At 71.5% G+C, this 23,727-nt stretch carries 20 protein-coding genes and 1 pseudogene; 11 read left to right on the top strand and 10 right to left on the bottom strand.

What is annotated here, in order from left to right:
• The 3 genes and pseudogenes from D7Y11_RS15420 to gluQRS form a co-directional block, all read right to left on the bottom strand.
• Window positions 1–188 (bottom strand): annotated as a pseudogene (locus D7Y11_RS15420) (hypothetical protein); the annotation flags it as partial.
• Between the two features lie 72 nt (window positions 189–260).
• Window positions 261–1,211 (bottom strand): hypothetical protein, encoded by a 951-nt coding sequence (locus D7Y11_RS15415; RefSeq protein ID WP_120576560.1) that lies wholly within the window; start codon window positions 1,209–1,211, stop codon window positions 261–263.
• A 157-nt stretch (window positions 1,212–1,368) separates the two neighbouring features.
• Window positions 1,369–2,307 carry a tRNA glutamyl-Q(34) synthetase GluQRS gene (gene gluQRS, locus D7Y11_RS15410; RefSeq protein ID WP_233605012.1) on the bottom strand — a complete coding sequence of 313 codons (939 nt, stop codon included), beginning with the start codon at window positions 2,305–2,307 and terminating at the stop codon, window positions 1,369–1,371.
• 91 nt (window positions 2,308–2,398) lie between these two features.
• Here gluQRS and D7Y11_RS15405 point away from each other — a divergent pair, with 91 nt between their 5' ends.
• Together D7Y11_RS15405 and D7Y11_RS15400 are read left to right on the top strand one after the other, a co-directional pair.
• A complete protein-coding gene (locus D7Y11_RS15405) occupies window positions 2,399–3,253 on the top strand; it encodes a metallophosphoesterase (RefSeq protein ID WP_120576562.1) in 855 nt (284 codons plus the stop codon).
• Between the two features lie 33 nt (window positions 3,254–3,286).
• Window positions 3,287–4,897 carry an adenylate/guanylate cyclase domain-containing protein gene (locus D7Y11_RS15400; protein WP_126934078.1) on the top strand — a complete coding sequence of 537 codons (1,611 nt, stop codon included), beginning with the start codon at window positions 3,287–3,289 and terminating at the stop codon, window positions 4,895–4,897.
• Window positions 4,898–4,900: 3 nt separating this feature from the next.
• On the opposite strand, the gene D7Y11_RS15395 is transcribed toward D7Y11_RS15400, so the two are convergent.
• Complete coding sequence (locus tag D7Y11_RS15395) at window positions 4,901–5,287, bottom strand: hypothetical protein (protein WP_120576564.1); 387 nt, start codon at window positions 5,285–5,287, stop codon at window positions 4,901–4,903.
• Window positions 5,288–5,487: 200 nt separating this feature from the next.
• Complete coding sequence (gene rlmN, locus D7Y11_RS15390) at window positions 5,488–6,564, bottom strand: 23S rRNA (adenine(2503)-C(2))-methyltransferase RlmN (RefSeq protein WP_121753485.1); 1,077 nt, start codon at window positions 6,562–6,564, stop codon at window positions 5,488–5,490.
• A 170-nt stretch (window positions 6,565–6,734) separates the two neighbouring features.
• Between rlmN and D7Y11_RS15385 the strand changes: the two genes are divergently transcribed.
• A complete protein-coding gene (locus tag D7Y11_RS15385) occupies window positions 6,735–8,222 on the top strand; it encodes a glutamate--cysteine ligase (protein WP_126934077.1) in 1,488 nt (495 codons plus the stop codon).
• Between the two features lie 114 nt (window positions 8,223–8,336).
• The gene (locus D7Y11_RS15380; protein ID WP_126934076.1) at window positions 8,337–9,803 is read left to right on the top strand and encodes a hypothetical protein; all 1,467 of its coding nucleotides are present in this window, start codon (window positions 8,337–8,339) and stop codon (window positions 9,801–9,803) included.
• A 210-nt stretch (window positions 9,804–10,013) separates the two neighbouring features.
• Here D7Y11_RS15380 and D7Y11_RS15375 read toward each other — a convergent pair whose 3' ends face one another.
• The 3 genes from D7Y11_RS15375 to hemG all read right to left on the bottom strand — a co-directional run bounded on the left by D7Y11_RS15375 (window position 10,014) and on the right by hemG (window position 13,486).
• Window positions 10,014–10,775 (bottom strand): LytTR family DNA-binding domain-containing protein, encoded by a 762-nt coding sequence (locus tag D7Y11_RS15375; RefSeq protein ID WP_120576568.1) that lies wholly within the window; start codon window positions 10,773–10,775, stop codon window positions 10,014–10,016.
• A complete protein-coding gene (locus D7Y11_RS15370; RefSeq protein ID WP_120576569.1) occupies window positions 10,772–11,830 on the bottom strand; it encodes a sensor histidine kinase in 1,059 nt (352 codons plus the stop codon). Before D7Y11_RS15370 ends, D7Y11_RS15375 begins: the two co-directional genes overlap by 4 nt.
• Before the next feature lie 255 nt (window positions 11,831–12,085).
• The gene (hemG, locus tag D7Y11_RS15365) at window positions 12,086–13,486 is read right to left on the bottom strand and encodes a protoporphyrinogen oxidase (protein WP_120576570.1); all 1,401 of its coding nucleotides are present in this window, start codon (window positions 13,484–13,486) and stop codon (window positions 12,086–12,088) included.
• A 103-nt stretch (window positions 13,487–13,589) separates the two neighbouring features.
• Here hemG and D7Y11_RS15360 point away from each other — a divergent pair, with 103 nt between their 5' ends.
• Window positions 13,590–14,279 (top strand): SDR family oxidoreductase, encoded by a 690-nt coding sequence (locus D7Y11_RS15360; RefSeq protein WP_120576571.1) that lies wholly within the window; start codon window positions 13,590–13,592, stop codon window positions 14,277–14,279.
• A gap of 149 nt (window positions 14,280–14,428) precedes the next feature.
• Window positions 14,429–16,846: a CapA family protein gene (locus tag D7Y11_RS15350; protein ID WP_158641952.1), complete on the top strand. Its 2,418-nt coding sequence runs from the start codon at window positions 14,429–14,431 to the stop codon at window positions 16,844–16,846.
• Between the two features lie 9 nt (window positions 16,847–16,855).
• Here the strand turns inward: D7Y11_RS15350 and pdxH are convergent, their stop codons facing one another.
• Window positions 16,856–17,455 carry a pyridoxamine 5'-phosphate oxidase gene (gene pdxH / locus D7Y11_RS15345; protein WP_120576574.1) on the bottom strand — a complete coding sequence of 200 codons (600 nt, stop codon included), beginning with the start codon at window positions 17,453–17,455 and terminating at the stop codon, window positions 16,856–16,858.
• Window positions 17,456–17,526: 71 nt separating this feature from the next.
• On the opposite strand from pdxH, the gene glgA reads away from it, so the two are divergent.
• From glgA to D7Y11_RS15330, 3 genes are read left to right on the top strand one after another with little or no spacing between them, the layout of a single operon-like run.
• A complete protein-coding gene (glgA, locus tag D7Y11_RS15340) occupies window positions 17,527–18,960 on the top strand; it encodes a glycogen synthase GlgA (protein ID WP_126934073.1) in 1,434 nt (477 codons plus the stop codon).
• Window positions 18,961–18,996: 36 nt separating this feature from the next.
• Window positions 18,997–19,914 carry a serine/threonine-protein kinase gene (locus D7Y11_RS15335; protein ID WP_120576575.1) on the top strand — a complete coding sequence of 306 codons (918 nt, stop codon included), beginning with the start codon at window positions 18,997–18,999 and terminating at the stop codon, window positions 19,912–19,914.
• Window positions 19,914–20,405 (top strand): hypothetical protein, encoded by a 492-nt coding sequence (locus D7Y11_RS15330; RefSeq protein WP_120576576.1) that lies wholly within the window; start codon window positions 19,914–19,916, stop codon window positions 20,403–20,405. The genes D7Y11_RS15335 and D7Y11_RS15330 overlap by 1 nt, the downstream gene beginning before the upstream one ends.
• A 4-nt stretch (window positions 20,406–20,409) precedes the next feature.
• Here D7Y11_RS15330 and D7Y11_RS15325 read toward each other — a convergent pair whose 3' ends face one another.
• On the bottom strand, window positions 20,410–21,771 hold the full coding sequence (locus tag D7Y11_RS15325; protein ID WP_120576577.1) for a hemolysin family protein: 1,362 nt from the start codon (window positions 21,769–21,771) through the stop codon (window positions 20,410–20,412).
• 55 nt (window positions 21,772–21,826) lie between these two features.
• Here D7Y11_RS15325 and D7Y11_RS15320 point away from each other — a divergent pair, with 55 nt between their 5' ends.
• Window positions 21,827–22,630, top strand: a complete 804-nt coding sequence (locus D7Y11_RS15320) for a hypothetical protein (protein WP_126934072.1) — start codon at window positions 21,827–21,829, stop codon at window positions 22,628–22,630.
• A 63-nt stretch (window positions 22,631–22,693) separates the two neighbouring features.
• Window positions 22,694–23,698, top strand: coding sequence for a hypothetical protein (locus D7Y11_RS15315; RefSeq protein WP_120576579.1), 1,005 nt, complete (start codon window positions 22,694–22,696; stop codon window positions 23,696–23,698).
• Window positions 23,699–23,727: the final 29 nt, after the last annotated feature.

Genomic DNA, 23,727 nt, shown 5'->3' with positions numbered 1-23,727 from the left:
GGCTCGGCGGGCACCGGTGCGGTCGCGCGCGGCGGAAGGGCCGGCGGCGGCGCGGCGGGTTCAGGCAGCTCCGGTGCGTCCGTGAAGCGCGTCACCCACGCGGCTCCCAGCGTGAACAGCAGGAACAGCCCCAGGCTCAGGCCGGGGATGAGGAGCCAATGGACAACGGTGCGGTGAGAGGACGCCATGGGCCGGGAGCCCGCGTGTCATACCCGCCTCACGAAGGGCCGTGAAGCGGGGATGCACGCGAGCGCCCGAGGCTACGGATACACCTCGCGCCGCGGGCCGGGCGTCGTGGGCGTCGTCGGGGGCACCACCACCGCCCCTTCCGCGCGGATGCGCTGCTTGCGGCTGACGCCCAGCGTGGCGCCGAGCACCGCCGCGACGAGCCCCAGCAGCAGCCCCGCGAAGATGCCCCAGAAGACGCGGCCGGAGCGGTCCGCCACCTTCAGCGCGCCCTGCTGGGCCTGCTGGCCCAGCTCACTGGCCTTGGTCTTGGCCTGGTCCACCTGCTGCTCCACGCGGTCGGCCACGCCTTCCGCGTCCTGGCGCGACAGCTTGGTGTTCTGCGCGATGTTGCTCACCAGGAGCTCACGGTCCATGCGGCCCTGGCGCACGCCCTCGGTGACGATGTCCTTGGTCGCTGCCTCCAGCTGGTTCGCGGTGATGGTGGGCTTGCCCTCCTGCCGCAGGCGCTGGTTCACCGGCGCGAGCGCGTCGTTGGCGTCCAGGCCGAACGCCTTCGCCGCTTCACCGCCGCCCGTCACCGCCCCCACGGCGGCGGTGCCACCCGCGCCCACCGCGGCCTTGCCCACGTTGAACACCGCGCCCAGCACGCTCGACAGCACCATGCCCAGCACGAGGACGCCCATGAGCGTCGTCAGGCCCCAGAGCACCGCGCCGTGCATGGCGCCTCCCGCCTTGTCCACGATGCCCGCGCTGCGCGCGGCCACCACGCCGCCCACGAAGAGCGCCACCAGCGGCACGAGCACGCTCCAGATGCCGGTGAAGATGCCCGCGGACTTCGCGCTCCCCGCGTCGGCGGGGTTCACCGACGACAGGCCCAGCGCCAGCCCCAGCGTGTAGAGCAATATCCAGACGCCCAGCGCGACGAAGGTGCCACCGAAGATGGCGCCCCAGCTCAGCTTGTACGCACTGCCTGGCACCGCTGGGATGATGCCGGCTCGTTCGCTTTCAACAATGGCTGCCATTGGACTCCACCCTCGCTTCCCGTGAGTCGCCGAAGCCGCGCCTGGGCACGGTCCGGACGTACGTGTCTGGGCTGAAGGTGTGCACCGGGGAAGCCACTTCGTTTCACTGCTTCACGGCCGCCCCGCCCCGAAGGGTGGGGCGGAAGGCCGGGTGGCCTCAGCGCAGGCCGAGCGCGTCGAGGAGCAGTGCCTCGCGCGCCACCACCGGCTCGCGAGGGAGCGCGTCCGTGCGGTAGCGCGCGACGAGCGCGGGCAGGGTCACCGGGCTGCCGTCGCCCAGGCCGCTCCATGCGGCGAGCAGACCCAGGACGTGCTCGGGAGGTCGGCCGCGCGCCCGCAGCTCCGCGAGCGCGAACGCCCCGTCGCGCTTCGCCAGCCGCTTGCCGTCCTCGCCCATCACCAGCGGCACGTGGAGGAACGCGGGCGCGGGCAGGCCCAGCGCGGCGTAGAGCTGGAGCTGCCGGGGCGTGGAGGGCAACAGGTCGTCCCCGCGCAGCACGTGGGTGATGCGGCTGGCCGCGTCGTCCACCACCACCGCGAGCTGGTAGCTGGCCACGCCGTCGTTGCGGCGCACCACGAAGTCCCCCACCAGCGCCTGCACATCCTGGGCGTACGGGCCCATGAGCTCGTCCACGAAGCGCACTTCGCCTTCGCGCGCGCGGAAGCGGTACGCGGGGGCGCGCGTGCGGGCACGTTCCGAAACCTGCTCGGCGGTGAGGTGCGCGCAGGTGCCGGGGTAGCGTGGGCCTTCGTCGGACAGGCCGTGGGGAGCGCTCGCCGCGCGGGCGATCTCCGCGCGCGTGCAGAAGCACGGGTAGATGAGCCCCTCGCGCCCGAGTTTCTCCTGGGCCTCGCGGTAGACGCTGTCGCGCTCGCTCTGGATGAGCGGTTTTTCGTCCCAGTCCAGGCCCAGCCAGCGCAGGTCCTCGTAGAGGTCCTGGAGGAACTGGGGGCGACATCTCGCGCGGTCCAGGTCCTCGATGCGCAGCAGGAACGCGCCGCCCGCGGCCCGGGCCTGGAGCCAGCCCAGGAGCGCGCTTCTCATGTTGCCCAGGTGCATGCGGCCGGTGGGGCTGGGGGCGAAGCGTCCTCGCATCGTGGCGGCAACCATAACTTCCCCGCCCGCACCGCGCGCTGGGAGAGAATGCCCCGCCGCTTCCTTCCGTTCCTGGGATGTGACTCCCTCCATGCGCTTCCTGCACTGCTCCGACGTCCACATCACCGAGGACTATTTCGCCCTGCCGCTGCGCAAGCTGGGCTGGCGCCGCTGGATTGCGCTCGTCGAGCTGACGGCGGGAGGCCGGGCGAAGGCCTACCGGAACGCGCAGGCCACGCTGTCCACCATCGCCCGCGAGGCGGGCACGCACGGCGTGGACCACTTCATCCTCTCCGGCGACCTCACCGCCTACGCCCTGGAAGGCGAGTTCCGCGCCGCCCGCGCCGCGCTCGCGCCCCTGGCCCCCACGCCCGCGCGCTGCACCGTCATCCCCGGCAACCACGACGTCTTCACCCCCGGCGCCGCGCGTGATGGCCGCTTCGCGCGGCACTTCGGGGACCTGCTGGAGAGCGACCTGCCGGAGTACCGCCGCGAGGGCGCGTTCCCCTTCGTGAGGCTGGTGGGGGAGGGCGCCGCGGTGGTGGGCCTGTGCTCCGCGCGCCCGCTGCCCACGCCCGGCCTGTCCTACGGCACCGTGGGCCCCGCCCAGCTCGAAGGCCTGGCGGCCCTGCTGAAGGACGCCCGGTTGGACGGCCGCGCCATCCTGGTGGTGGTGCACCACGCGCCTCGCGGTGCCGCGAACCACGCGGACGGCTGGCACCACGGCCTGCGTGACGCGGACGCGCTCCTGAAGCTCCTGCCGGGCCCGCGCTTCGCGGTGCTCCATGGGCACATCCACCAGCGCTACCACCACCCGGCCACCGACGACCGGCCCCACCTGTTCGGCGCGGGCTCCTCCACCCAGGCGGGGAAGGAGGGGTACTGGCTCATCGAGGTCCAGGACGGCGTCGTCGTGGGCGGAACGAAGCACGTGCCGGCCTTGTGACAGTCCCCCCGGGCGGCGGTACAAGGGGCGCACATGACCCCGGCGCCCACGTCCCCACCCGTTGAGTTGTCCCTGGACGAGTACCGCTACCTGCGCCAGCTGGGACGCGTCACGGACGACCTCCTGGAGGAGAGCCTGCGGGAGCGCGAGACGCTCACCCAGTGCTTCCGGCGCTGCTTCCCCACGCTGCTTTCGCACCTGGGCGCGCGCGCCATCGCCGTCACCACGCGCGACGAGGAACTGGTGGAGCAGACCTGGAGCGCGGGCGACTGGGGCGGCGTCTTCGCCGGGAGTCTTCTGGCGGGGCCCGTGGGCCTGAGCGTCCTCGACACGGGCACGCTGCTCACCCAGACGCTGGACGTGGCGGGCTCACCGGTGGGGACGATGGGTGTGCTCTTCGCGGGGCCGCCCGGTGACGCGGGCATCACCGCGAAGCGCGCGCGCGCGCTGGACGTGGTGGCGGAGGAGCTGGACACGGTGCTGATGCTGGTCCACACCGCGTCGGAGAAGCACCAGCTCATCCTCCAGTGCAACGAGCACCTGGCCAACCCCGTCTTCGAGGCGGGCATGGACCACGCGGTGCGCACGCTGGCGCAGCGGGTGCGGTTGCCGGGCTTCCTCCTCCTGTACCGCGACGCCGTGCAGCCGCACGTGCTGCACTACCGTTCGTACCGGCACGGGCAGCTGGAGTACGAGAGCGGAGATCAGCCCGGCTCGCAGCTGGAGACGCTGCTGCACCAGCACGGCACGCGGTTGCTGCACGGGGACGCGGGCGTGCTCAAGCGCCTGTTCGACGGGCGCTCCACGGAGGCGGTGCTCATCTCCGCGGCCACGCGCAGCGAGCCCCTGGGCAAGATTGTCGTCTGGAGCAACGAGGGCTTCTCCGCGTACGCGATGGACCTCATCCGCGTGCTGGCCTCCACGCTGAGCCAGCGCCTGCTGGACTACAACCGCGAGCGCATCCACCTGTCGCAGTTCTTCCCCACGGTGGCCATCGACGCGCTGCTGGAGGACCCGGACTACGCGCGGCACCTGCGCGCGCAGGAGCAGGAGGTGGGCATCCTGTTCGCGGACATCAACGGCTTCACCCGCATCTGCGAGCAGGGCTTCGACAGCCCGCGCAGCATCGGCCGCTTCGTGGACGAGTGGAGCGCGCGCGCCGTGGACTGCATCTGGCAGCACGGCGGCGTCTTCGACAAGATGGTGGGCGACTGCGTCATCGGCCTCTTCGGTCCGCCCTTCTTCCAGACGGACCGCGTGCGCCGCGCGGAGGCCGCCGTGCGCGCCGCGCAGGACATCCAGGCCTTCACCGCGGAGCTGAGCGGACGCGAGGAGGTGGCCGCGCTGTGCCAGCGGGTGAATCTGCCGGGCCTGGGCGTGTCGGTGGGCGTGAACCTGGCCACAGCGAACTGCGGCCTCTTTGGTCCCAACCGCAACTACACCGCGTTCTCCAGTGGCATGAACCAGGCCGCGCGGCTGCAGTCGCTGGCGGGGTTCCGCGAGACGCTGGTGATGGAGAGCGTGCACGAAGCGCTGAAGCAGTCGCAGGAGCCCTTCGTGCGCAAGCTCCAGTTTGGCCCCCTCACGGAAACGCCGGTGAAGAACGTGGCGCAGCCGCTGCGGCACTACCGGCTGGCGCCGTAGCTGTCACGCCAGCAGGTGCGTGCCCGCGTAGCGCCGCGAGAAGTGGATCCACCGGCGCTCGTCCACCTCCACCTGCCACTCGCTGTTGGGCGTCAGCGGCAGGCGCTGCTTGAGGAAGCTCTCCAGGTGGTCCGCCGCCTTGATCGGCGTGAGCCCCGGTGCGCGGAACGCGATGTGGAGCACCACGTCCAGCGACGGTGCCACGTCCACCGACGCACAGATGCGCAGCGTACCCACGCGGCGCTGGTACTGGGTATCCGATGCCGGCCATGTGGCGGAGGCCTCGGGCTGCGGAGGCGCCTGCTCGAGCCAGTTGTCGGGGATCAGGATGAAGTCGAGCAGGTTGCTGCTCGCCTCTTCCACCGTGCCGTGCTCCTGGATGGAAAGCATTGCCCACCTCCGCCAGAGAAGCCGTTGGGGTTGCGTGGAAGCCGTCTTGAAGAATGTGCCCACGAGCCCATGCCATGCAAGGGCCCCCGAACATCCACGTGCCGCACACACCTCGTTACGCGCGTGCGGACGGAGCGGACGCTAGCGCTCCGGGGTGACACGTCAGGTCGGGTGGTGTTCCGAGCGACCCCGCACGTTGCTCAGGACGCGACGGGAAGGGAGCGGCGGGGCTTGCGCTCCACGGCGGCCTTGAGCTGGCCGCAGCCCGCGTCGATGTCGATGCCGCGACGTTGGCGCACCGTGCTGGGCACGCCGTACGACGTGAGCACGTCCTGGAACGCACGCACCGCGTCGGGGACGCTGGGGCCGCCGTCGTAGCCCACCGTGGGGTTGAGCGGGATGACGTTCACGTGCGCGTCCATCCCGTGCAGCAGCGTCCCCAGATGGTGTGCGTGCTCCGCGGTGTCGTTGCGGCCGGAGATGAGCGTCCACTCGAAAAAGATGCGGCGCTTGCGCTTCGCCACGTAGTAGCGGCACGCGTCCATCAGCTCGTTGAGAGGCCAGCGGCGGCCCGCGGGCACCAGCGCGGCGCGCTCCGCGTCCGTGGCGCCGTGGAGGCTCACCGCGAGCTGCACAGGGCGCGCCTCGTCCGCGAGCCGGAGGATGCCGGGCACCACGCCCACGGTGGACAAGGTGATGAAGCGCGGCGCCAGCGCCAGGCCCTTGGGGTCCACGAGGATGTCCACCGCGGCCATGGTGTGCTCGTAGTTGTGCAGGGGCTCGCCCATGCCCATGAGCACGATGTTGCGCAGCGCTTCCCCCTGCGCGCGCAGGACGCGCGTGACGTGGAGCACCTGGCCCACGATTTCGCCCGGCGTCAGGTGGCGTGACAGCCCCATCTGGCCCGTGGCGCAGAAGACGCAGCCCATGGCGCACCCGGCCTGCGTGCTCACGCACACGGTGGCGCGGCCCTTGAAGCGCATCAGCACCGTCTCAATGGTCTGCGCGTCGTGCAGGCGCAAGAGCAGCTTGTGGGTGAGCCCGTCGCTGCTGAAGCTCTCGTGATGCGTGGCGAGCGTGCCCAGGTGCGCTCGCTCCTGGAGCACGGCCTGGAGGTCCGGGCGCAGTCCCTGCACGTCGCCTGTCGCGGTGACGCCGTCGCGGTACAGGCCCGTCCACACGCGCTCGCGGTACTGGGGGCTGAAGCCCCAGCCGGCGAGCCGCGCATCCAGCGCGGGGCGGGGCAGGTCGTAGAGGTTGACGGTGGCGTCCGGCATGACGGGACCTGGGATAACACACCCGGCGCGGACGCACCCGGGTCCGCCGGCCTGAGGGGCGGACGAGGGAGCGAGTGTGGGAGGCGGGCGGGGTTCCCGGTGCGTTGCGGCGTCCAGCGGCTGACACCGCGCGTGCCAGTGCGCCGCGTCGTGCCAATCGTGGAGGGCCTATGGGACTGGCCATCCAGCAGGAGGAGTTCACGCCGGAGGAACACGCGCGCTTCGTGGCGCGGCTCGCGGAGAGCCTGGAGGCGCTGCGACAGGTGCTCCGGCGTCCCGGCTTCGGCGTGGGACCCGCGACGATGGGCGCGGAGCTGGAGGTGGCGTTGGTGGACGGCGCGGGTTCGCCGCTGCCGGTGAACCAGCAGGTGCTGGCGAAGTCGAAGGACGACCGGCTGACGCTGGAGCTCAACCGCTTCAACATGGAGATGAACCTGCGCCCCTCGTTGCTCGCGGGGCGGCCTTTCACCGGGCTCCAGGCCCAGCTGGACGAGGTGTTGGCGGAGCTGAGGCGCGCGGCGGCGACGGAGGGCGCGCGCGTGGCGACGGTGGGAATCCTTCCCACGCTGCGGCAGGCGGACCTGGGGAAGAACGCGCTCACGCCACAGGCGCGCTACCGGGCGCTGTCCGCGGCCATCCGCAAGCGGCGCGACGGGCCCTTCCAGGTGGCCATCGCTGGCGACGACACGCTCAACCTCACCTGGGAGGACGTGACGCTGGAGGGGGCGAACACGTCGCTCCAGTTCCACCTGCGCGTGGACCCGGAGGACTTCGCGCGCGTGTACAACGCCGCGCAGCTGGCCACCGGGCCGGTGCTGGCCGCGTGCGGAAACTCGCCGCTGTTCCTGGGCAAGCGGCTGTGGGAGGAGACGCGCGTGGCGCTCTTCCAACAGGCCACCGACGACCGGAGCGACAGCGACGAGGCCGCGCACCTGCACCCGCGCGTGACGTTCGGACACGGCTGGGTGCGCGAGGGCCTGCACGAGCTGTTCGCGGAGGCCGTGGCGCTCCATCCGGCGCTCCTGCCGGTGATGGGGCAGGAGTCTCCGCTGGAGGTGGTGGCCGCCGGAGGACTGCCGAAGCTGGAGGAGCTGCGGCTGCACCACGGGACGGTCTGGTCATGGAACCGGGCCATCTATGATCCGCACGGAGAAGGCCACGTGCGCATCGAGTTCCGTGCGCTGCCGTCGGGCCCCACGCCGGTGGACATGGTGGCCAACGGTGCGTTCCTGCTGGGGCTGACGTTGGGGCTCGCGGAGCGGGTGGACGCGCTGCTCCCGGCGCTGCCCTTCTGGCAGGCCCGGCGCAACTTCAAGCAGGCGGCTCACTACGGCCTGGGCGCGACGCTGCTGTGGCCGGCGGAGACCGCGCCCAGTCCTCGGGTGATGTCGGCGGCGGAGCTGGTGAAGCAGCTGTTGCCGGTGGCGAGGCGCGGGCTGCTGGAGGCCGGGGTGGAGACCGCGGAGGCGGACGGCTTGCTGGACATCATCGCCCGGCGCGTGGCGCTTCAGCGAACCGGGTCGCGCTGGCAGCGGGCGGTGCTGGAGCGGCTGGAGGCCCACATGCCCCGCCAGGACGCGCTGGCGGCCCTGCTGGAGCGCTACCTGGAGCTGTCAGAGGAGGGGCTGCCGGTGCACACCTGGCCGGTGGAGCGCTGACGTACCCCGGAGCCTGGGGGCCTTGTCGGGACGGGGCTGTCGCGGTGAATAATCGCGGCATGCTGTGAGTCAGCCTGCGGGGCCGCGTGCCTCTCGCTGAAGGGTGCCGTTCCCGTGATTGCCTCGCTCCTTGCTTCGTTCCGCTCCGGCGCCCGCCGGAAGTCCTTCCTCGTCCCCGCGCTGCTGTGCGCGGGGGTACTGACCGCGTGCTCGACCACCCGGGGCCACGCCAACGACCTGGCGGAGAAGGGCCGCTTCGTGGAGGCGGCCGAGGTCTACGTGAAGCTCGTCAATGACGAGCCCAACAACCCCGAGTATCGCGCGTCGCTGGATGACCTGCGCTGGCGCGGCCTGTCGCAGCTGCTCACCCAGGCGCGTCAGGCGCGGGTGGAGGGGCGGGACGAGGACGCGGAAGCGAACCTGGAGCAGTTCTTCACCTACAGGGTGAAGTGGAACTCCAAGCTGGATGGCGGCATGGAGAGCTCGCTCCTGGAGGAGATGGCGGGCACGCACCGGCACCTGCGCCAGCTCATCATCGACCCGGCGAAGCTGGGCAACGCGCTGACGGCGGAGTCGCACCTGGACCGCAAGCGCACGCTCCTGGCCCAACCGGAGATGGCGCCCATCCGCCGCGACGTGGAGGAGGCGGTAGCGCAGGGCGGCGTGGCGACGTGCGCGAAGCTGAAGCAGTCGCTGTCCGGCGGCGCGCAGCACTGGACGGAGCTGGTGTCGCGCTACTGCGGGCACTACCAGCAGTCGGCGCCCCGCGCGGGGATGTTCCCGGAGGCGCTGGGCGTGCCCACGTGGGAGGTGTCCGTGGATGGCATCAGCAATGACGTCGTGCAGTACCTGATGACACGGCTGTCGGGCGCGTTCGAGGCCTCGCCCTGGTACTCGGAGGCGTCCCAGCGCCACGCGCCGATGACCATCGCCGGGAGCCTGAGCGAGCGGCGCACCGTCGAGCCCGTGCAGCTGACGGCGCCGTGGACGGAGCGCGTGCCGTACACGGACCACGAGGACCGCACCGCGACGGCGGAGGTGCCGTACTCGGTGGAGGAGTCCTACGAAGAGAAGGGCGTGATGAAGAAGCGCCTGGTCCGCCAGACGAAGACGGTGGAGTACAAGACGACGGTCGAGGTGACGAAGTACCGCGACGTGTCGCGCTCCTTCGACTACCACGCGCAGCGGCGGGGCGTGGAGTACCACTTCGCGGTGGTGGCCCAGGGCATCCTCCAGGAGCGGCACGCGCCGCTGGCGGTGAAGGCGGAGAACGCCCTGGAGGCCTCCGGCTACGAGCACAACATCACCTTCGAGCCCGGCGGCGTGCGCCCGCAGGTGTTCCAGCGGCCCAACAAGGAGGGCTGGCTGGACGGCCAGCTGCGCGGCTACGAGCAGACCTTCTTCGCCTCGCTCATGTCGCGCTGGCAGGACGCGTTCTGCAATGCGCCCGCCTTCGCCGTGGAGGATGCGGCCCGCTGCGCGCGAGGCGGTGTGGAGCTGCCCGGCCCCGCGAAGCAGGCCCTGACGGACACGCTGGGCGACGACGCGGCGCAGGTGCACCGGCTGTTCGTCTGGAACTGAGGCGCTCGGCGTCGAGGCGGGTGCGCTCGCCGCGCCTGCCTCACGGTTGCTGACGCCAGCCCGCGACGGATTGCGCGTGGGATGCGCCTGCAAGGTGTGCGCGCCGACTGGAAGCGGTGCCGCACGTAGGCTGGGCTTCGGCCCTCGTCCTCCGCGCCCTTGCGCAGGCCCAGCATGTGGCGCAGCTCGCGTGAGGACTGGCGGTCGCGCTCAGCCCTCGTCCTCCGCGCCCTTGCGCAGGCCCAGCATGCGGCGCAGCTCGCGCGCGGACTGGCGGCTCACCTCCACCGAGTGGCCCCGCGCCGTACGCGCCAGATAGCCGCCGGTCTCCAGCGGCTCCAGCCGCGTCACGTGGGACAGGTTGAGCAGCGCGCGGCGGTGCACCCGGTGGAAGTGCTCCGGAGGCAGCTTGTCCGCCAGCTCGTTGAGCGTGAAGTCGGTGAGGTAGTCGCCCTGCGCGGTGAACACCGTCACCAGCTCGTCCTCCAGCGACGCGTGCGAGATGGCGTCCGGCGACACCAGCACCAGCCCCTGCCGCGTCGGGATGGGCAGCCGTGTCAGTGTCGGCTTCTCCGCCGCTGCCGTCGGCGCCGTCGCGGTGGGCGCCTTCACCCGCGCCCGCGCGCGCTCCAGCGCCTTCTGCAGCCGCGCCGCCTCCACGGGCTTGAGGACGTAGTCCACCGCGCCGTGCTCGAAGGCGTTCACCGCGTGCTCCGCGTGGGCGGTGCAGAAGATGACGTGGGGCCCGCCTTCCGGCAGCAGCGCCATCGCGTCCAGCCCGCTCAGGCCCGGCATGTGGATGTCCAGCAGCACCACGTCCACGCCGCCCGCGCGCACCGCCGCGAGCACCGAGTCCCCATCCACCGCCTCGCCGCAGACGCTCACGTCCGGCAGCGCGGCCAGCAGGCGGGACAGGCGCTTGCGGGCCAGCAGTTCATCGTCGGCGATGAGGACGCGCAGGGGCTCTCTCACGTGAGGACTCCGGGTTGGGGGCCCTGGCGGGGCAGGGTGACGGTGACACGGGTGCGCCCGTCGGCGCTCTCCAGGGACAGGAGCGCGTGGCCGCCATAGGCCAGCGCCAGCCGCCGCTCCACGGTGGGCAGGCCCACGCTGCCCTCTCGCGGGCCCTTGGACGCGCCCGGGTTGTCGATGGACACCACCACCGCCCCCTCGCGCGTGACCACCTCCACGCTCAACGGGCCCCGGTGGCCGGCCGCCGGGCCGTGCTTCACCGCGTTCTCCGCCAGGGGCAGGAGCAACAGCGGCGGCACGGGCACGTCCGAAAGCCCGTCCGCCACGTCCATGCGCAGCTGGAACAGGTCCGGGTCGCGCAAGAGGTGCAGGTCGAAGAGCGTGCGCATCAGCTCCAGCTCCTGCGACAGCGGCCAGGTGACGCTGCGCACGCCCGCGAGCACCGAGCGGAGCATCGTGGATAGCCGCAGCACCGCGGCCTCCGCGACGGCGCCATCCTCGCGGCACCACTCCGCGATGGCGTTCAGCGTGTTGAAGAGGAAGTGCGGATCCAGGTGGCTGCGCAGCGCCAGCAACTGCGCCTGCTCCGCCTCCCAGGCGAAGCGGGTGGCGCGGGCGCGCTCACGGGCCAGCGTCTCCTCGAAGCCGATGTCCCGCCCCAACCCCCAGCCCGCGACGAGGAACAGGCCGCCGCAGATGGCCAGGTTGTACGGCTCCGACAGGAACATGTCCTGCATCAGTGTGACGCGCGGCAGGGCGTAACCCACCGACAGCACCACGCCGCTGCCCACCGCCGCGTAGAGCAGCAAGCGGATGCCGCCGTGGCTCAGGTCCAGCCCTTCCGGGAACAGCACCCGGTACGACACGGGCGCCACCGCGACGCACATCAGGCACAGCAGGAGGCCAATCCAGAACGCGCGAGGATCCACGCTCCAGCGCACCTGGGCCGCGAGCAGCGGAAGGGAGACCAGGACGATGGGGGCCAACCGCCACGGCGCGACGAGCGCGCGCAGCGTGGCGCGAACGATGGAGCCTTCCGGCGACGTCTCCTGCATGCGGAGGCGGAAGGCTACACCGTCCCGCGTCCTAGCGCTGGGGGACGGGCGCGGGGACGAGGTCCAGGACGAACGTCCCGGCGAGGACCGCGGGGAAGAAGAGGACGGCGAGCACGAACAAGAGCGGCGAGCGCAGTGAGAACATGGGGGGCTTCTCCAGTGTCCATGAAACATGCCCACGAACTCTGGCATCGACCCAGGGACCTTCCGGGGAGGGTTGCCCCCGGCCGTCGCTGTCTCCGGGTGAGCGGTCGCTCAGGCGCTCCGGGTGGCTCCCGCCGCCGGCCCACCCAGCGCGTCCGCCAGCCGCGCAGCCTCCTTGAGGCAGTCGTTGACGCCCACGCCCCGGTACGCGTTGCCGGTGAGGTGCAGGCCGGGCCAGCGCTTCAGCCGCTCCTCCATCGACGCCAGGCGCTCCAGGTGGCCCACGGTGTACTGGGGAATCCCGCGCGGCCAGCGGAACACCGCTGTCAGCTCCGGCGTCGCGGTGAGCCCCGCCATCGTCTTCAGCTCCTCGCGAGCCAGCGCCACCAGCGCGTCCTCATCCCGGGAGACGACCTCCGGCCGGCGAGCGCCGCCCATCAGGCACGTCAGCAGCACGCGCCCGCCCTCCACGCGGAAGGGGAACGTGGTGGAGACATGGATGGTGCCCAGCATCGCGGTGCCCTCCACCGCTGGCACCAGGAACCCGAATCCGTCCGGCTTCGGCACCGTCCCCGGCGCGAAGCCCAGGTGCACCACGGCGATGGGCGCGTACGGGATGGCGTCCGCCTTCTCCGCCAGCTCCGCGTCCAAAGGGCGCACGAGAGAAGCCGCCACGTGCGCGGGCACCGCCAGCACCACGTGCGTCGCGCTCAGCTCCGCCGGCTGGCCCCGCTCCTGGTACCGCACCTTCCAGCCATCCGCCGCGCGCTCCAGTCCCTCCACCTTCGCGTCCGTGCGCACGCTGTCGCCCAGCGCCTTCGCCAGCGCGTCCACCAGCACGCCCAGGCCGCCGTCGAACGTGCTCATCTGTCCGGTGAGCCGGGGGCCTGTCTCCACCGCGCCCGAGCCCTTCGCTTGTCGCGCCGCGCGCTGCGCACGGATGGCGCCCAGGATGAGGCTGCGGTGCTCCTGCTCGAATTTCACGAGTTGCGGGAATGTGGCCTCCGCGCTGAGCAGCTCCGGGTCGCCCGCGTAGGTGCCCGTCTGCATCGCGTCCAGCAGCACCGCCGTCGCCTCGCGCCCCAGGTGGCGCCGCCCCAGCCGGGCCAGGGACTCGTCCGCACCCGTGGGGTTGCGTCCGCTGAACAGCTCCCCCACCACCCGCAGGCGGGAAGCAAGGGGAAGGATGTCGGATTTCAGGAACGCCGGAGGCGACGTGGGCAGGGCTCGCAGGGCTCCGCGTGTGTAGATGTAACGGTTTTTTGCCGCTGCATCCGCCGAACGAATCCGGGATGACACTCCGAGCACGTCCGCCAGTTCACGCGTCGTGGGCTCCCGGTCGAGGAAACTGTTGGGTCCGGCCTCCAACAGGTAGCCCTCGCGGGCGTGGGTCTGCACGTTTCCACCCACGCGTGACGTCGACTCCAGCACCACGGCAGCAGTACCGCGAGCCCGCAATTGGTAGGCCAGCGCCAGTCCGGTGATGCCTCCCCCAATGACCGCGACCGTCATGTCGTCCTACTCCCGAGCTTGTCGTGAGGTGAGCAACCCCGGGCGCCTTAGTGCGAAGGCAAGAGCTTTGCCAAGGAGAGCCTCCCGGCGCGTTAATAAAGGCATGCGCTATGTCATCACGGGAGCGAGCCGTGGCATCGGTTTCGAATTCGTGCAGCAACTGCTGCGGCGGGGAGAAACGGTGGATGCAGGGGTGCGTGCCCCGGAACTGGCGCGCCGGCTGGAGCCGCTGCTGCTGGAGGCCGGCAGCCGCCTGAGGATTCATCCACTGGATGTCACCCGCGCGGAAAGCGTCCAGGCCTTCGCGGAGCGCATCTGCCGCGAGCCGGTGGACGTGCTCATCAACAACGCGGGCGTGTCCGGCCAGTGGGTGGGGCTGAATGAGCTGGACTACGAGGACCTGGCGCGCACCATCGAGGTGAACGCGCTCGGGCCGCTGCGCATCACCTCCGCGCTGCTGCCCGCGCTGCGGCACGGAGCGGGGCGCAAGGTGGCGCACGTCACTTCCCGCATGGGGTCGCTCTCCAGCAACACGGAGGGCGGCGCGTACGCCTACCGCATGTCCAAGGCCGCGCTGAACATGGGCGTGCGCTCCATGTCCAACGACCTGCGCCGCGAAGGCCTGGCGTGCGTGCTGTTGCATCCGGGTTGGGTGCAGACGGACATGGGCGGGCAGGACGCGCCGCTGCCGGCGGAGGAGTCCGTGCGCGGGATGCTGAGGGTCATCGACAGCGTCTCGCTGGAGCACTCCGGCCGGTTCTTCGACTACGAGGGCGCGGAAGTGCCTTGGTAGTGGCCTGAAGGGACAGGGTCGCTGTCGTCGGGTGAACACGCCCCGGCCCCCGGGGGCAGGCAGGCAGCCCCCGGGGACGAGTCCGTCGCTGGCGCCTGCCTGCCGTCGTCTCCATCTCGTCGCGAGGAAGTCCGCGGCGGAGGGGTGGGATGGCGTGGCGGCGGTGGTGGCCCACGGTGTGGGTGGCGGCGTGTCTCGTGGCGTGTGGTCCGGGCGCCTCCACGCCGAAGAGCGGACAGGAGGCCGTGACGCCGGGGGATGAACCGGTGACGCCCGTGACGCCTCCGGACGACCCGCCCAAGGAAGAACCCCCGCCTCCCGAGCCACCGCCGGAGGAGGAGCCGCCTCCCGACGAGACGGCGGAAGAGCCGCCACCGCCAGAAGAGGATCCGGTGCTGACGGCCTGCGCGCCGGAGCCCGCGGCGGACGCCACCGTGCCCGAAGCCGAGCGGACCGCGCGCCATGACTACGCCTGCACCGGCATCGCGCTGGAGGGCTCGCTGGTCTCCACGGCGGGCACGCCAGTGGCGGACGTCGTGGTGAAGGTGGGGGACGCGCAAGCGCGCACGAACGCGGCTGGCCACTTCCGCTTCCCCGTGCTGCCCCGTCACAACCGGTTGCTCACGGTGGAGGCGGAGGGCTTCCGCCCGGCGGTGGTCGCGGTGGAGCTGCGCCGGAGCCTGACGGAGAAGCGCGTGACGCTGCCGCCGGTGCGCCTGTCTCCGAAGGACGGCGTGCGGATGCTCTTCGCGGGCGACGTGTCGCTGGGCCGGCGCTTCCTCGACCCGGACGACACCACGCCGCGCAACCAGATGCCGCCGGACGACCCGGCGGCGCTCATCCGCGTGTCGGATCCGCTGCCGGGCACGAAGGCCGTCTTCACCCACGTGCGGCCCTACTTCCAGGCGGCGGACTTCCGGGCCGTGAACCTGGAGACGCCGGTGACGGACCATCCGGCGACGCCCCACGACGAGAAGGCCTACGCGTTCTTCACGCTGCCCGGCTCGCTGCCCGCGCTGCCGTGGTTGGGCGTGGACTACGTGAGCCTGGGCAACAACCACGTCTACGACTACCTGGCGCCGGGGTTGGAGGACACGCTCACGCACGTGGCCGCGACAGGCATGGCCTTCAGCGGCGCGGGCCAGAACGAGGACCAGGCCTTCATGCCGGCGCGCGAGTCGCTCGCGGGCGCGAACTACAGCCTGGTGTCCATGTGCTCCATCACCGGCAGCGCGCATGATCAGCAGTACGTCGCGGGCCCCAACCAGGGCGGCGCGGCGGACGCGAGGAACCTGACGCGGGCGTCCGTGCTGCTGGCCGCGGAGAAGGCGCAGGGACGCGTGCCGGTGGCGGTGCTGCACACCGGCGTCGAGTACAGCGTCCGGCCCTCCACCCCGACGGCGCAGCGGATGCGCGACCTGGTGGACGCGGGCGCGGGGCTCGTCATCGCGCACCACCCGCACATCCCGCAGGGCTTCGCGCGCCACGAGGGCGTGTTGATGGCGCAGTCGCTGGGCAACTTCGCCTTCGACCAGGACCGCATGGAGACGATGGTGGGCCTGATGGCGGAGGTGGAGGCCCGCGGCACGCGCGTGGACCGGGCCCGCGCGGTGCCCGTGTACATCGAGGACTACCGCCCCCGGCCCGTCGGGGGCGACCTGGCGGAGAGCTTCCTGCGCAACCTGGCGGAGCTGTCCCGCGAGGGCGGCGTGGAACTGGTGCCCCAGCCCTCCTGGGGCGAGCTGCTTCCGGAGGACCGGCACGCGGCGGTGAGCGAGCGCACCGTGGACGTGCCGGTGACGGTGGACGCGAACGGCCGCGCCACGGTGGACCTGCGGCCCCTGCGCCATGAAGGGGAGTCCGTGGCGGTGGCGAAGCTCACGGGCGCGGACGTGACGGGCGTGAAGCTCAAGGCCGGGCGGGACGTGCTCCTGCACGGCGACTTCGAGGACCACGACGTGGACGACGAAGCCAACGAGGCGCCGCGCTGGAGCGTGGGCCCGAACGCCGGCTACGTATGCCAGGACGGTCCGCACCGGGGCGCCGCGGCGCTCTGCCAGCGGCGTGCGGCCAGCGACTCACGGAGCGCGGCGGTGAAGCTGGTCAACCGCTTCCGCCCGCCGGGTTTCGCCGAAGGGCCGCCCAACCGCGACCTCACGGCGGTGGCGTGGCTGAAGGGGCGGGGCGGTGGTGCCTTCTCCGCCAAGGTGCAGTACCTGCCCGTGGAGTCCTACACGCTCTTCGGCGAGCAGACGCTGCTGCGCCACGACGGCGGCACCCACGACTGGACGCTGGTGGCGGAGGACCTGCACTTCCCCGCGGATCCGCCGAAGCCGGACCTGTGGAACGCGCCCTGGGCGTTGGACCTGACGCTCAACACCGCGCCTCCGAAGTCCGGCCAGGGCGTGACGGCGGTGGACGACCTGGCGCTGGTGGCCTGGGAGAAGCAGGCCACGGGAGGCACGCTGACGCAGCAGACGCCGCACGCGCGGGACTTCGTGCGGGTGGAGGCTCCGGCGGGCACGTACACGCTGCGCGTCACCTTCCGCGAGCACCGCGTGCCCTGAGGACTTGTTTCAAGGGAACAGCAGCTGCGTCTTCCAGCCCGCGCCGTCGCGCAGGTACACGTTGCGCTCGTGCAACCGGCTGGGGCGGGCGTGCCAGAACTCGATGCGGTCCGGCACCACGCGGAAGCCGCTCCAGTGCGACGGGCGCTCCACCGCACGGCCCTGGAAGCGCGCCTCCACCTCCGCCACGCGCTGCTCCAGCAGCTCGCGCGAGGGCAGCTCCTCACTCTGGAGGCTGGCCCACGCGCCAATCTGGCTGCCGCGCGCGCGGCTCTGGAAGTACGCGTCCGCCTCCGCGTCCGTCACCTGTTCCACCCGGCCCTCGATGCGCACCTGCTGCTCCAGGGGCTGCCAGAAGAAGCACAGCGCCGCGTACGGGTGCGCACGGAGCTGACGGCCCTTGCGGCTGTGGAAGTTGGTGAAGAAGACGAAGCCCCGCGCATCGAAGTCCTTGAGCAGCACCACGCGTGAGCTGGGGCGGCCCTGGTCGTCCACGGACGCGACCACCATGGCGTTCGGGTCCACGGGGATGGCGGCCTTCGCCTGGGCGAAGAGGTCGGCGAAGCGCTGGATGGGGTCGGGAGGGATATTCGTCACGCGGCGCACCATAGGAAACACGGCCCCGGCGCGCACGTTCGCGGTTGACTCCCTGTCGGGACTCGCACGCAATGGCGGGACTCATGAAGATCCTCTTCATCGCCTCGGAGGTCACCCCCTTCTCGAAGACGGGGGGACTGGGCGACGTGGCCGGGGCCCTGCCCACGGCGCTCGCCGGGCTGGGGCACGACGTGAAGATCGTCACGCCCCGCTACCAGGACGTGCGCAACACCGGACACTTGCTGCCCACCGGCCAGTCCCTGGTGCTGCGCTTCCCCTTCGGTGAATCAGGCGGCCCCATCCTGTCCGCGCGCCTCTCCGAACGCCTGGAGGTCCTCTTCCTGGAGAACGAAGCCTTCTACGGCGGCCGCAAGGGCCTCTACGGCGACGCGGGCGGCGAGTTCGCGGACAACCCCCGCCGCTTCGCCTACCTGTGCGTGGGCGCGCTCCAGGCCGCGCAGCGCCTGCGCTTCTTCCCGGACATCATCCACCTGCACGACTGGCAGACGGGCCTCGTCCCGGTGGCCCTGCGCCGCGGCTTCCAGGGCACGCCGCTCGCGAAGGCGAAGTGCGTCTTCACCATCCACAACCTGGCCTACCAGGGGCAGTTCCCCAAGCGGACCATGGAGGACCTGGGGCTGCCGTGGGACCTCTTCACGCCGGAGGGCGTGGAGTTCTACGACCACGTCAACTTCCTCAAGGCGGGGCTCGTCTACTCCGAAGCGCTCACCACCGTGTCGCCCACCTACGCGCGCGAAATCCAGACGCCGGAGCAGGGCTACGGGCTGGATGGCCTGCTGCGCCGCCGCTCGCACGCGCTCACCGGCATCATCAACGGCATCGACGCGCACGAGTGGAACCCCCACACGGACTCCTTCCTGCCCGCGCGCTACGGCCCGGAGGACATGACGGGGAAGGCGATGTGCAAGCGCGCCCTGCTGGAGCACTTCGGCCTGCCCACGGAGGGCAACGCGCCGGTGTTCGGCATCGTCAGCCGGCTGGCGTGGCAGAAGGGCGTGGACCTGCTGCTGGAGACGCTGCCCGCGGCGCTCCAGGGGGACCTGAAGTTCGTGGCGGTGGGCAACGGCGACCCGGCCCTGGAGGCGGGCCTGAGGGCGCTACAGGCCCGCCACCCGAAGCAGGTGGGCGTGCACATCGGGTTCGACCCGGCGTTGTCACATCTGGTGGAAGCCGGGTCGGACTTCTTCCTCATGCCCAGCCGCTACGAGCCGTGCGGCCTGAACCAGATGTATTCACTGCGCTACGGCACGGTGCCCATCGTCCGGGCCACGGGTGGACTGGTGGACACGGTGGAGGGGGGGCTGGACGGCAACGGCATCCTCTTCGAGTCCTTCCACCGCTCGGCGCTCCTGGCCGCCATCCGCCGGGCGCTCTCCCTGTACGCGGACCCCGCACGGCTGGGGGACTTCCAGGTGCGGGGCATGGGGAAGGACTTCTCCTGGACCGCGTCCGCCCGGAAGTACGAGGCCCTCTTCACGTCACTGGTGGCGGAATAGTGGGGCCGCTCCCGGATCCGCGTTAATCTTGGCCCCGTGGCGGAAGCTCCGGACCTGGGTGGCTATGAAGTGGTCGGCCGGCTTGCGGTCGGAGGCATGGCCGAGGTGTATCAGGCGCGTCCCCGTGAGACGACCCAGCGCTCCCCGGGCGAGCCCGACGAAGTGGTCATCAAGCGGCTGCACCCGTCCTTCCGCAACGACCCCGCGTATGTGAAGGCCTTCGTCGACGAGGCGAAGCTGACGGTGCGCCTGCGCAACGCGCACATCGTGCGGACGTTCCGGCTGTTCCGCGCCGGGCCGGACTACCTCATGGTGCAGGAACTCGTGAGTGGCCGGACGCTGGGCTACATGCAGGAGCTGCTGCTCAAGGCGGGCGCCGCGATGCCGCCGGAGTCCGCCTGCTACATCGCGTGGTGCATCCTCAAGGCGCTGGACTACATCCACCGCGCCAAGGTGGGGGAGAACGGCGCCACCATCGTCCACCGCGACGTGAACCCCGCCAACGTGCTCCTGGGCGTCCAGGGCGACGTGAAGCTCACCGACTTCGGCGTGGCGGAGGTCGAGGGGATGATCCGCGGCGACTCCGGCGCGCTGCGCGGCACGCTGCCGTACATGAGCCCGGAGCAGGTGCTGGGGCAGGCGGTGGACGCCCGCACGGACCTGTACGCCGTGGGAGTCATCCTCTGGGAGCTGTGGGCCGGCCGCCGCCTCTTCACCGGCGACAACGAGGCGCAGCTGATGCACCAGGTGCGCGACGCGCGCGTGCCGCTCTTGTCCACGCTGTCTCCGGACCTGCCGGACTACGCGGCGCGGGTGGCGCGCAAGGCGCTGTTCGCGGACCGGGCCCGCCGCTTCCAGTCCGCGGGGGAGTTCATCAAGGCGCTGGAGGTCCTGGCGCGCCGCGCGAGCTGGCCCCTGACGGTGGAGGCGCTGCAGCCTCTGTTGGGCGGCTGATGCGCTCGCGCCGGGCGGTGCTCGGGCTGGGCCTGGCCGGCATCTCCTGCCTGGCCGGCTGCCTGGGCGTGGTGCCCTTCCGGCCGCGCGCCTACGACGAGGCGGTGCGGGTGGAGGCGATGGACGTGGCCTTCACGCGCGACGGCAGCGGGGCGCTCACGCTGAAGCTCCAGGTGGGGAACCCGTCCTCGGACGCGGCCACGCTCACCCGCGTGGACTTCGACCTGCGCGTGGATGGACGGCGCGTGGCCACGGGCGAGCAGGTGATGGGCGTGCCCCTGGACGGCAAGGGCGAAGTCCCCCTGGAGGTCTACTTCCCGTTGGCCGTGGCGCGCGGCGGCGGCCGTCCGGAGCCGGGCTCGCACGTGGTGCGGGTGGAGGGCGGCGTGGTGCTGCGCTTCGGAGGCTCCGAGCGGCGCGCGCCCTTCCGGGACACGCGCTCGCTGGACCTCGCGTGGGTGCCGGGCGGGGAGTCCAGCCCGGCGCAGTGAGCTTTCAGCTCTTCGCGTCCGGAGCCGAGCTGGAGTCGGAGGCCTGTCGCGGCGAGCCTCCCTGGCCGTCCGGGAGGCCGGGCGCGACGCTCTTGAGGCGGGACATCCGCACGCGGTCGATGCGGGCGCCCTCCTTGGTGGCCACGACGAACTGCCAGCCGTTGTAGGTGAAGCGCTCGCCCACGTCCGGCAGGTGGCCCGCGAGCGAGGACAGGTAGCCGCCCAGCGTGTCGAAGTCGCCCTCTGGCAGCGGGAAGCCGAAGAGCTTGGTGAACTGATCCACCTCCATGGCGGCGTCCACCAGCGAGCTGCCGTCGGCCATCTTCTCGACGAGCTTCTCCTCCACCTCGAACTCGTCGCCGATGTCGCCCACGATTTCGCGGAGGATGTCCTCCAGGGTGACGACGCCCATGAAGCCGCCGTACTCGTCGACGACCATGGCCATGTGGATCTTCCGCTTCTGCATGTCGCGGAGCAGGTCGCCCACGGGCTTCATCCACGGCACGAAGTGGGCGGGGCGGATGACGTCCTGCAGGACGATGAGCTCCGGGTGCTGGAGCAGCGGGATGAGGTCGCGCGCGTGCAGCACGCCGACGATGTGGTCCACGTCGTCCTTGTAGACCGGGATGCGCGAGTGGTTCTCCTCCGCCAGGATGCGCAGCACTTCATCCGGCGGGGTGGTGACGTCCACGGAGATGACGTCCGTGCGGTTGACCATCACGTCGCGGCAGCGCTTGTCGGACAGCTCGAAGATGGAGCGGATGAGCTGCGGGGCGCTCTTGTCCACCTCGTTGCGCGCGGCCTGGGCGGCGAGCAGCTTCTCCAGCTCCTCCAGGGGTGGGGGCGGCGGCTCGAAGCGCAGCGTGCGGCCCATGGTGCGGGCGCCCAGGTTGAGCAGGCCCAGCATGATGCGCATGGGCGGGTAGAGCACCGTCACCAGCAGGGACACCAGGCCCGACAGGCGCAGGGCCCAGCGCTCCGGGTTGCCGTTGGCCAGGCCGCGCAGCGTCACCTCCATGAGGCTGGCGAGCACGCCCACGAAGAGGGCGCCCGCGCACACCGTGGCGATGGGCACCCAGGTGGCCTCGGCGTAGCGGCTGAAGTCCAGAAGGCGCGGCGGGACGAAGGCGCCAATGGCGGCGGCGAGGAAGCCGGACAGCACCATGCCCAGGCGCAGGGCGGTGGCGGCGGGCTCGCGGTCCGTCTTGTGACGGAGCACCCGGCGCGCGGCGACACTCTTGCTCTCCTCCGCGAGTTCCTGGGCGCGCAGGTCGGACGTCCCATAGAGCGCGGACTCCGCGGCGGCGACCAGGGACCTCATGAAGCAGAGGGCCAGGCAGGCGACCCAGAGGGTCCAGGTAGGCATAGGGGTCCGTTCTTATCCCGTGCTAGAGGGGCATACCACCCTGGCGGGAGGCACCATGCGGGGACGTCGGATGTACGTCATTGGCGGACTGCTGGGCGCGCTGGCGGCGCCCTCGGCGGCCCTGGCCTGGCCGGTGGACCAGGCCCTGACGCTGGAGCCCGGCAAGGAGACCTTCCAGAAGCTCACCGCCGTGGACTGGGCGGAGTCCGACGCGCCCAACGTGGTGACGGCGGAGGCGCTGGCCCAGAGCGGCGAGCTGCTGCTGACGCCGCACACCGCCGGCATCGCGCGAGTGCTGCTGTACGCGGAAGGCCGCTTCGCGGTGTGGCGGGTGATGGTGGGCCCCATCGAACTGCAGAACACCGGAACGGAATTCGCTGCGGCGAAGAAGGCCTGCCCGGACCTGAAGGCCACGGAAGGCGTAGAGCGGAGCCTCACGGCGACGGTGAACGACACCGCGTGCCGGCTGGCGCTGCGCACATTCCTCAAGACGCACGCGTACCTGGCCAAGGAGTTGGAGCTGACGTTCGCGGTGCCGCAGCTCCAGGCGCAGCTGGAGGACTTCGAGGCGGGCATGCCGCCGGGGCTGACGGTGCGCTACAGCGGCGCGGGGCTGGTGCTGTCCGGGAAGACGGACCGCGAGGGGCACCGCAAGGCGCTGTGGGAGTTGTTCAACCGCGCCGTGGGCCGCGTGCCGTTGGAGGACCGCACGGAGGTGGAGGTGCCGCCGAAGCCGGACGACGCCGCGAAGCAGGAGGCGCTCGACGCGACGGTGTCGGACGTGCCGGGGGATGCCGGGGTGCCACCGGCGCCGCCTCCGCCGGTGAAGCGCAAGGCTCCGCCCAAGAAGCCGCGCTGAACTTCGGAGGGCGCGCCGGAGGGCATCCGCTTGCGGTATGACCGTGGGTGGAGGTCCGACGGAATGACGAACGGAGTGAAGTGCGCGGGGTTCGCGTTGGTGCTGGCGCTGACGGTGGGGCCGGGGGCCGCGTGGGCGCAGGTGGATGAGGATGACGGCTCGGCGGTGGTGGTGGACCTGCCGGAGATCGACCGGGGCTGCCCGGTGAAGCCGGAGTTCCTGCCGATGACGCCCATGGGACAGGTGGGCATCGACCGGCTGGGCTGGCTGGTGCACCAGGCCATCATCCCGCCCTCGAAGGACAAGTTCTTCCAGGCGGGGGCGCGAAGCCGCTCCGGGGTGAAGCCGGTGCCCATGGACCAGTCGAAGAAGCTGGGCGCGCTGGACACGACGAAGGCGCCCATCTGGGTGTTCGGCAAGGAGAAGTCGAAGGCGTGCAAGGGCACGCCCATCGCGTACTGGGCGGTGCGGATGGGGACGGACGAGGACCGCCAGACGTACCTGATGGCGGAGCTGGCGATGGAGTGTGAAGTGCTGCCGCCCGGACGGCTCGCGGGCACGCCCGTCGCGCTCCGGCAGAAGGACGAGCCCACGGGGTGCGTGCTGCGCCGGCCCAACCGGAGCCACACGGGCAAGGAGTCAGACGGCATTCCCCCGGACTACGCGGAGCACATCCCGCCGCAGGACTGCGCGGCGCCGGAGTGCGCGCGGCTGTGGGAGTACTTCGGCGTGACGGGCGAAGAGGGCGAAGGCGCGTTCGACCTGACGGTGTCCTATCTGCACCGCAACGGCAGCAACCCGTGCAACTGGGCGACGGACGACCTGTCCATGTTGTTCGTGCGAGGGCGGGAGAGCACGGCGCTGACGCCGCTCAAGCCGGGAGGCCAGCTCTTCGGAGGCCTCTGGGACTTCAGCGGCCCTCGCTTCATCCTGAGCCGGGAGATGGGCGTGCTCTACGCGTACGACTACCAGAAGCTGAAGGCCGCGCCGAAGGCCGTGCGGTACGGGAGTCCCACGGAAGAGGACCTCATCCACGCGAAGCGCACGCTGTCTCCGTGCAAGAAGTAACCGCGCTCAGGCTGTGAAGCCAACGCCCC

Origin of the sequence: Corallococcus sp. AB018, from assembly GCF_003986945.1 — a bacterium.
Classification (GTDB): Bacteria; Myxococcota; Myxococcia; order Myxococcales; family Myxococcaceae; genus Corallococcus; species Corallococcus exiguus.
This window is presented reverse-complemented; position numbering and strand designations above follow the sequence as displayed.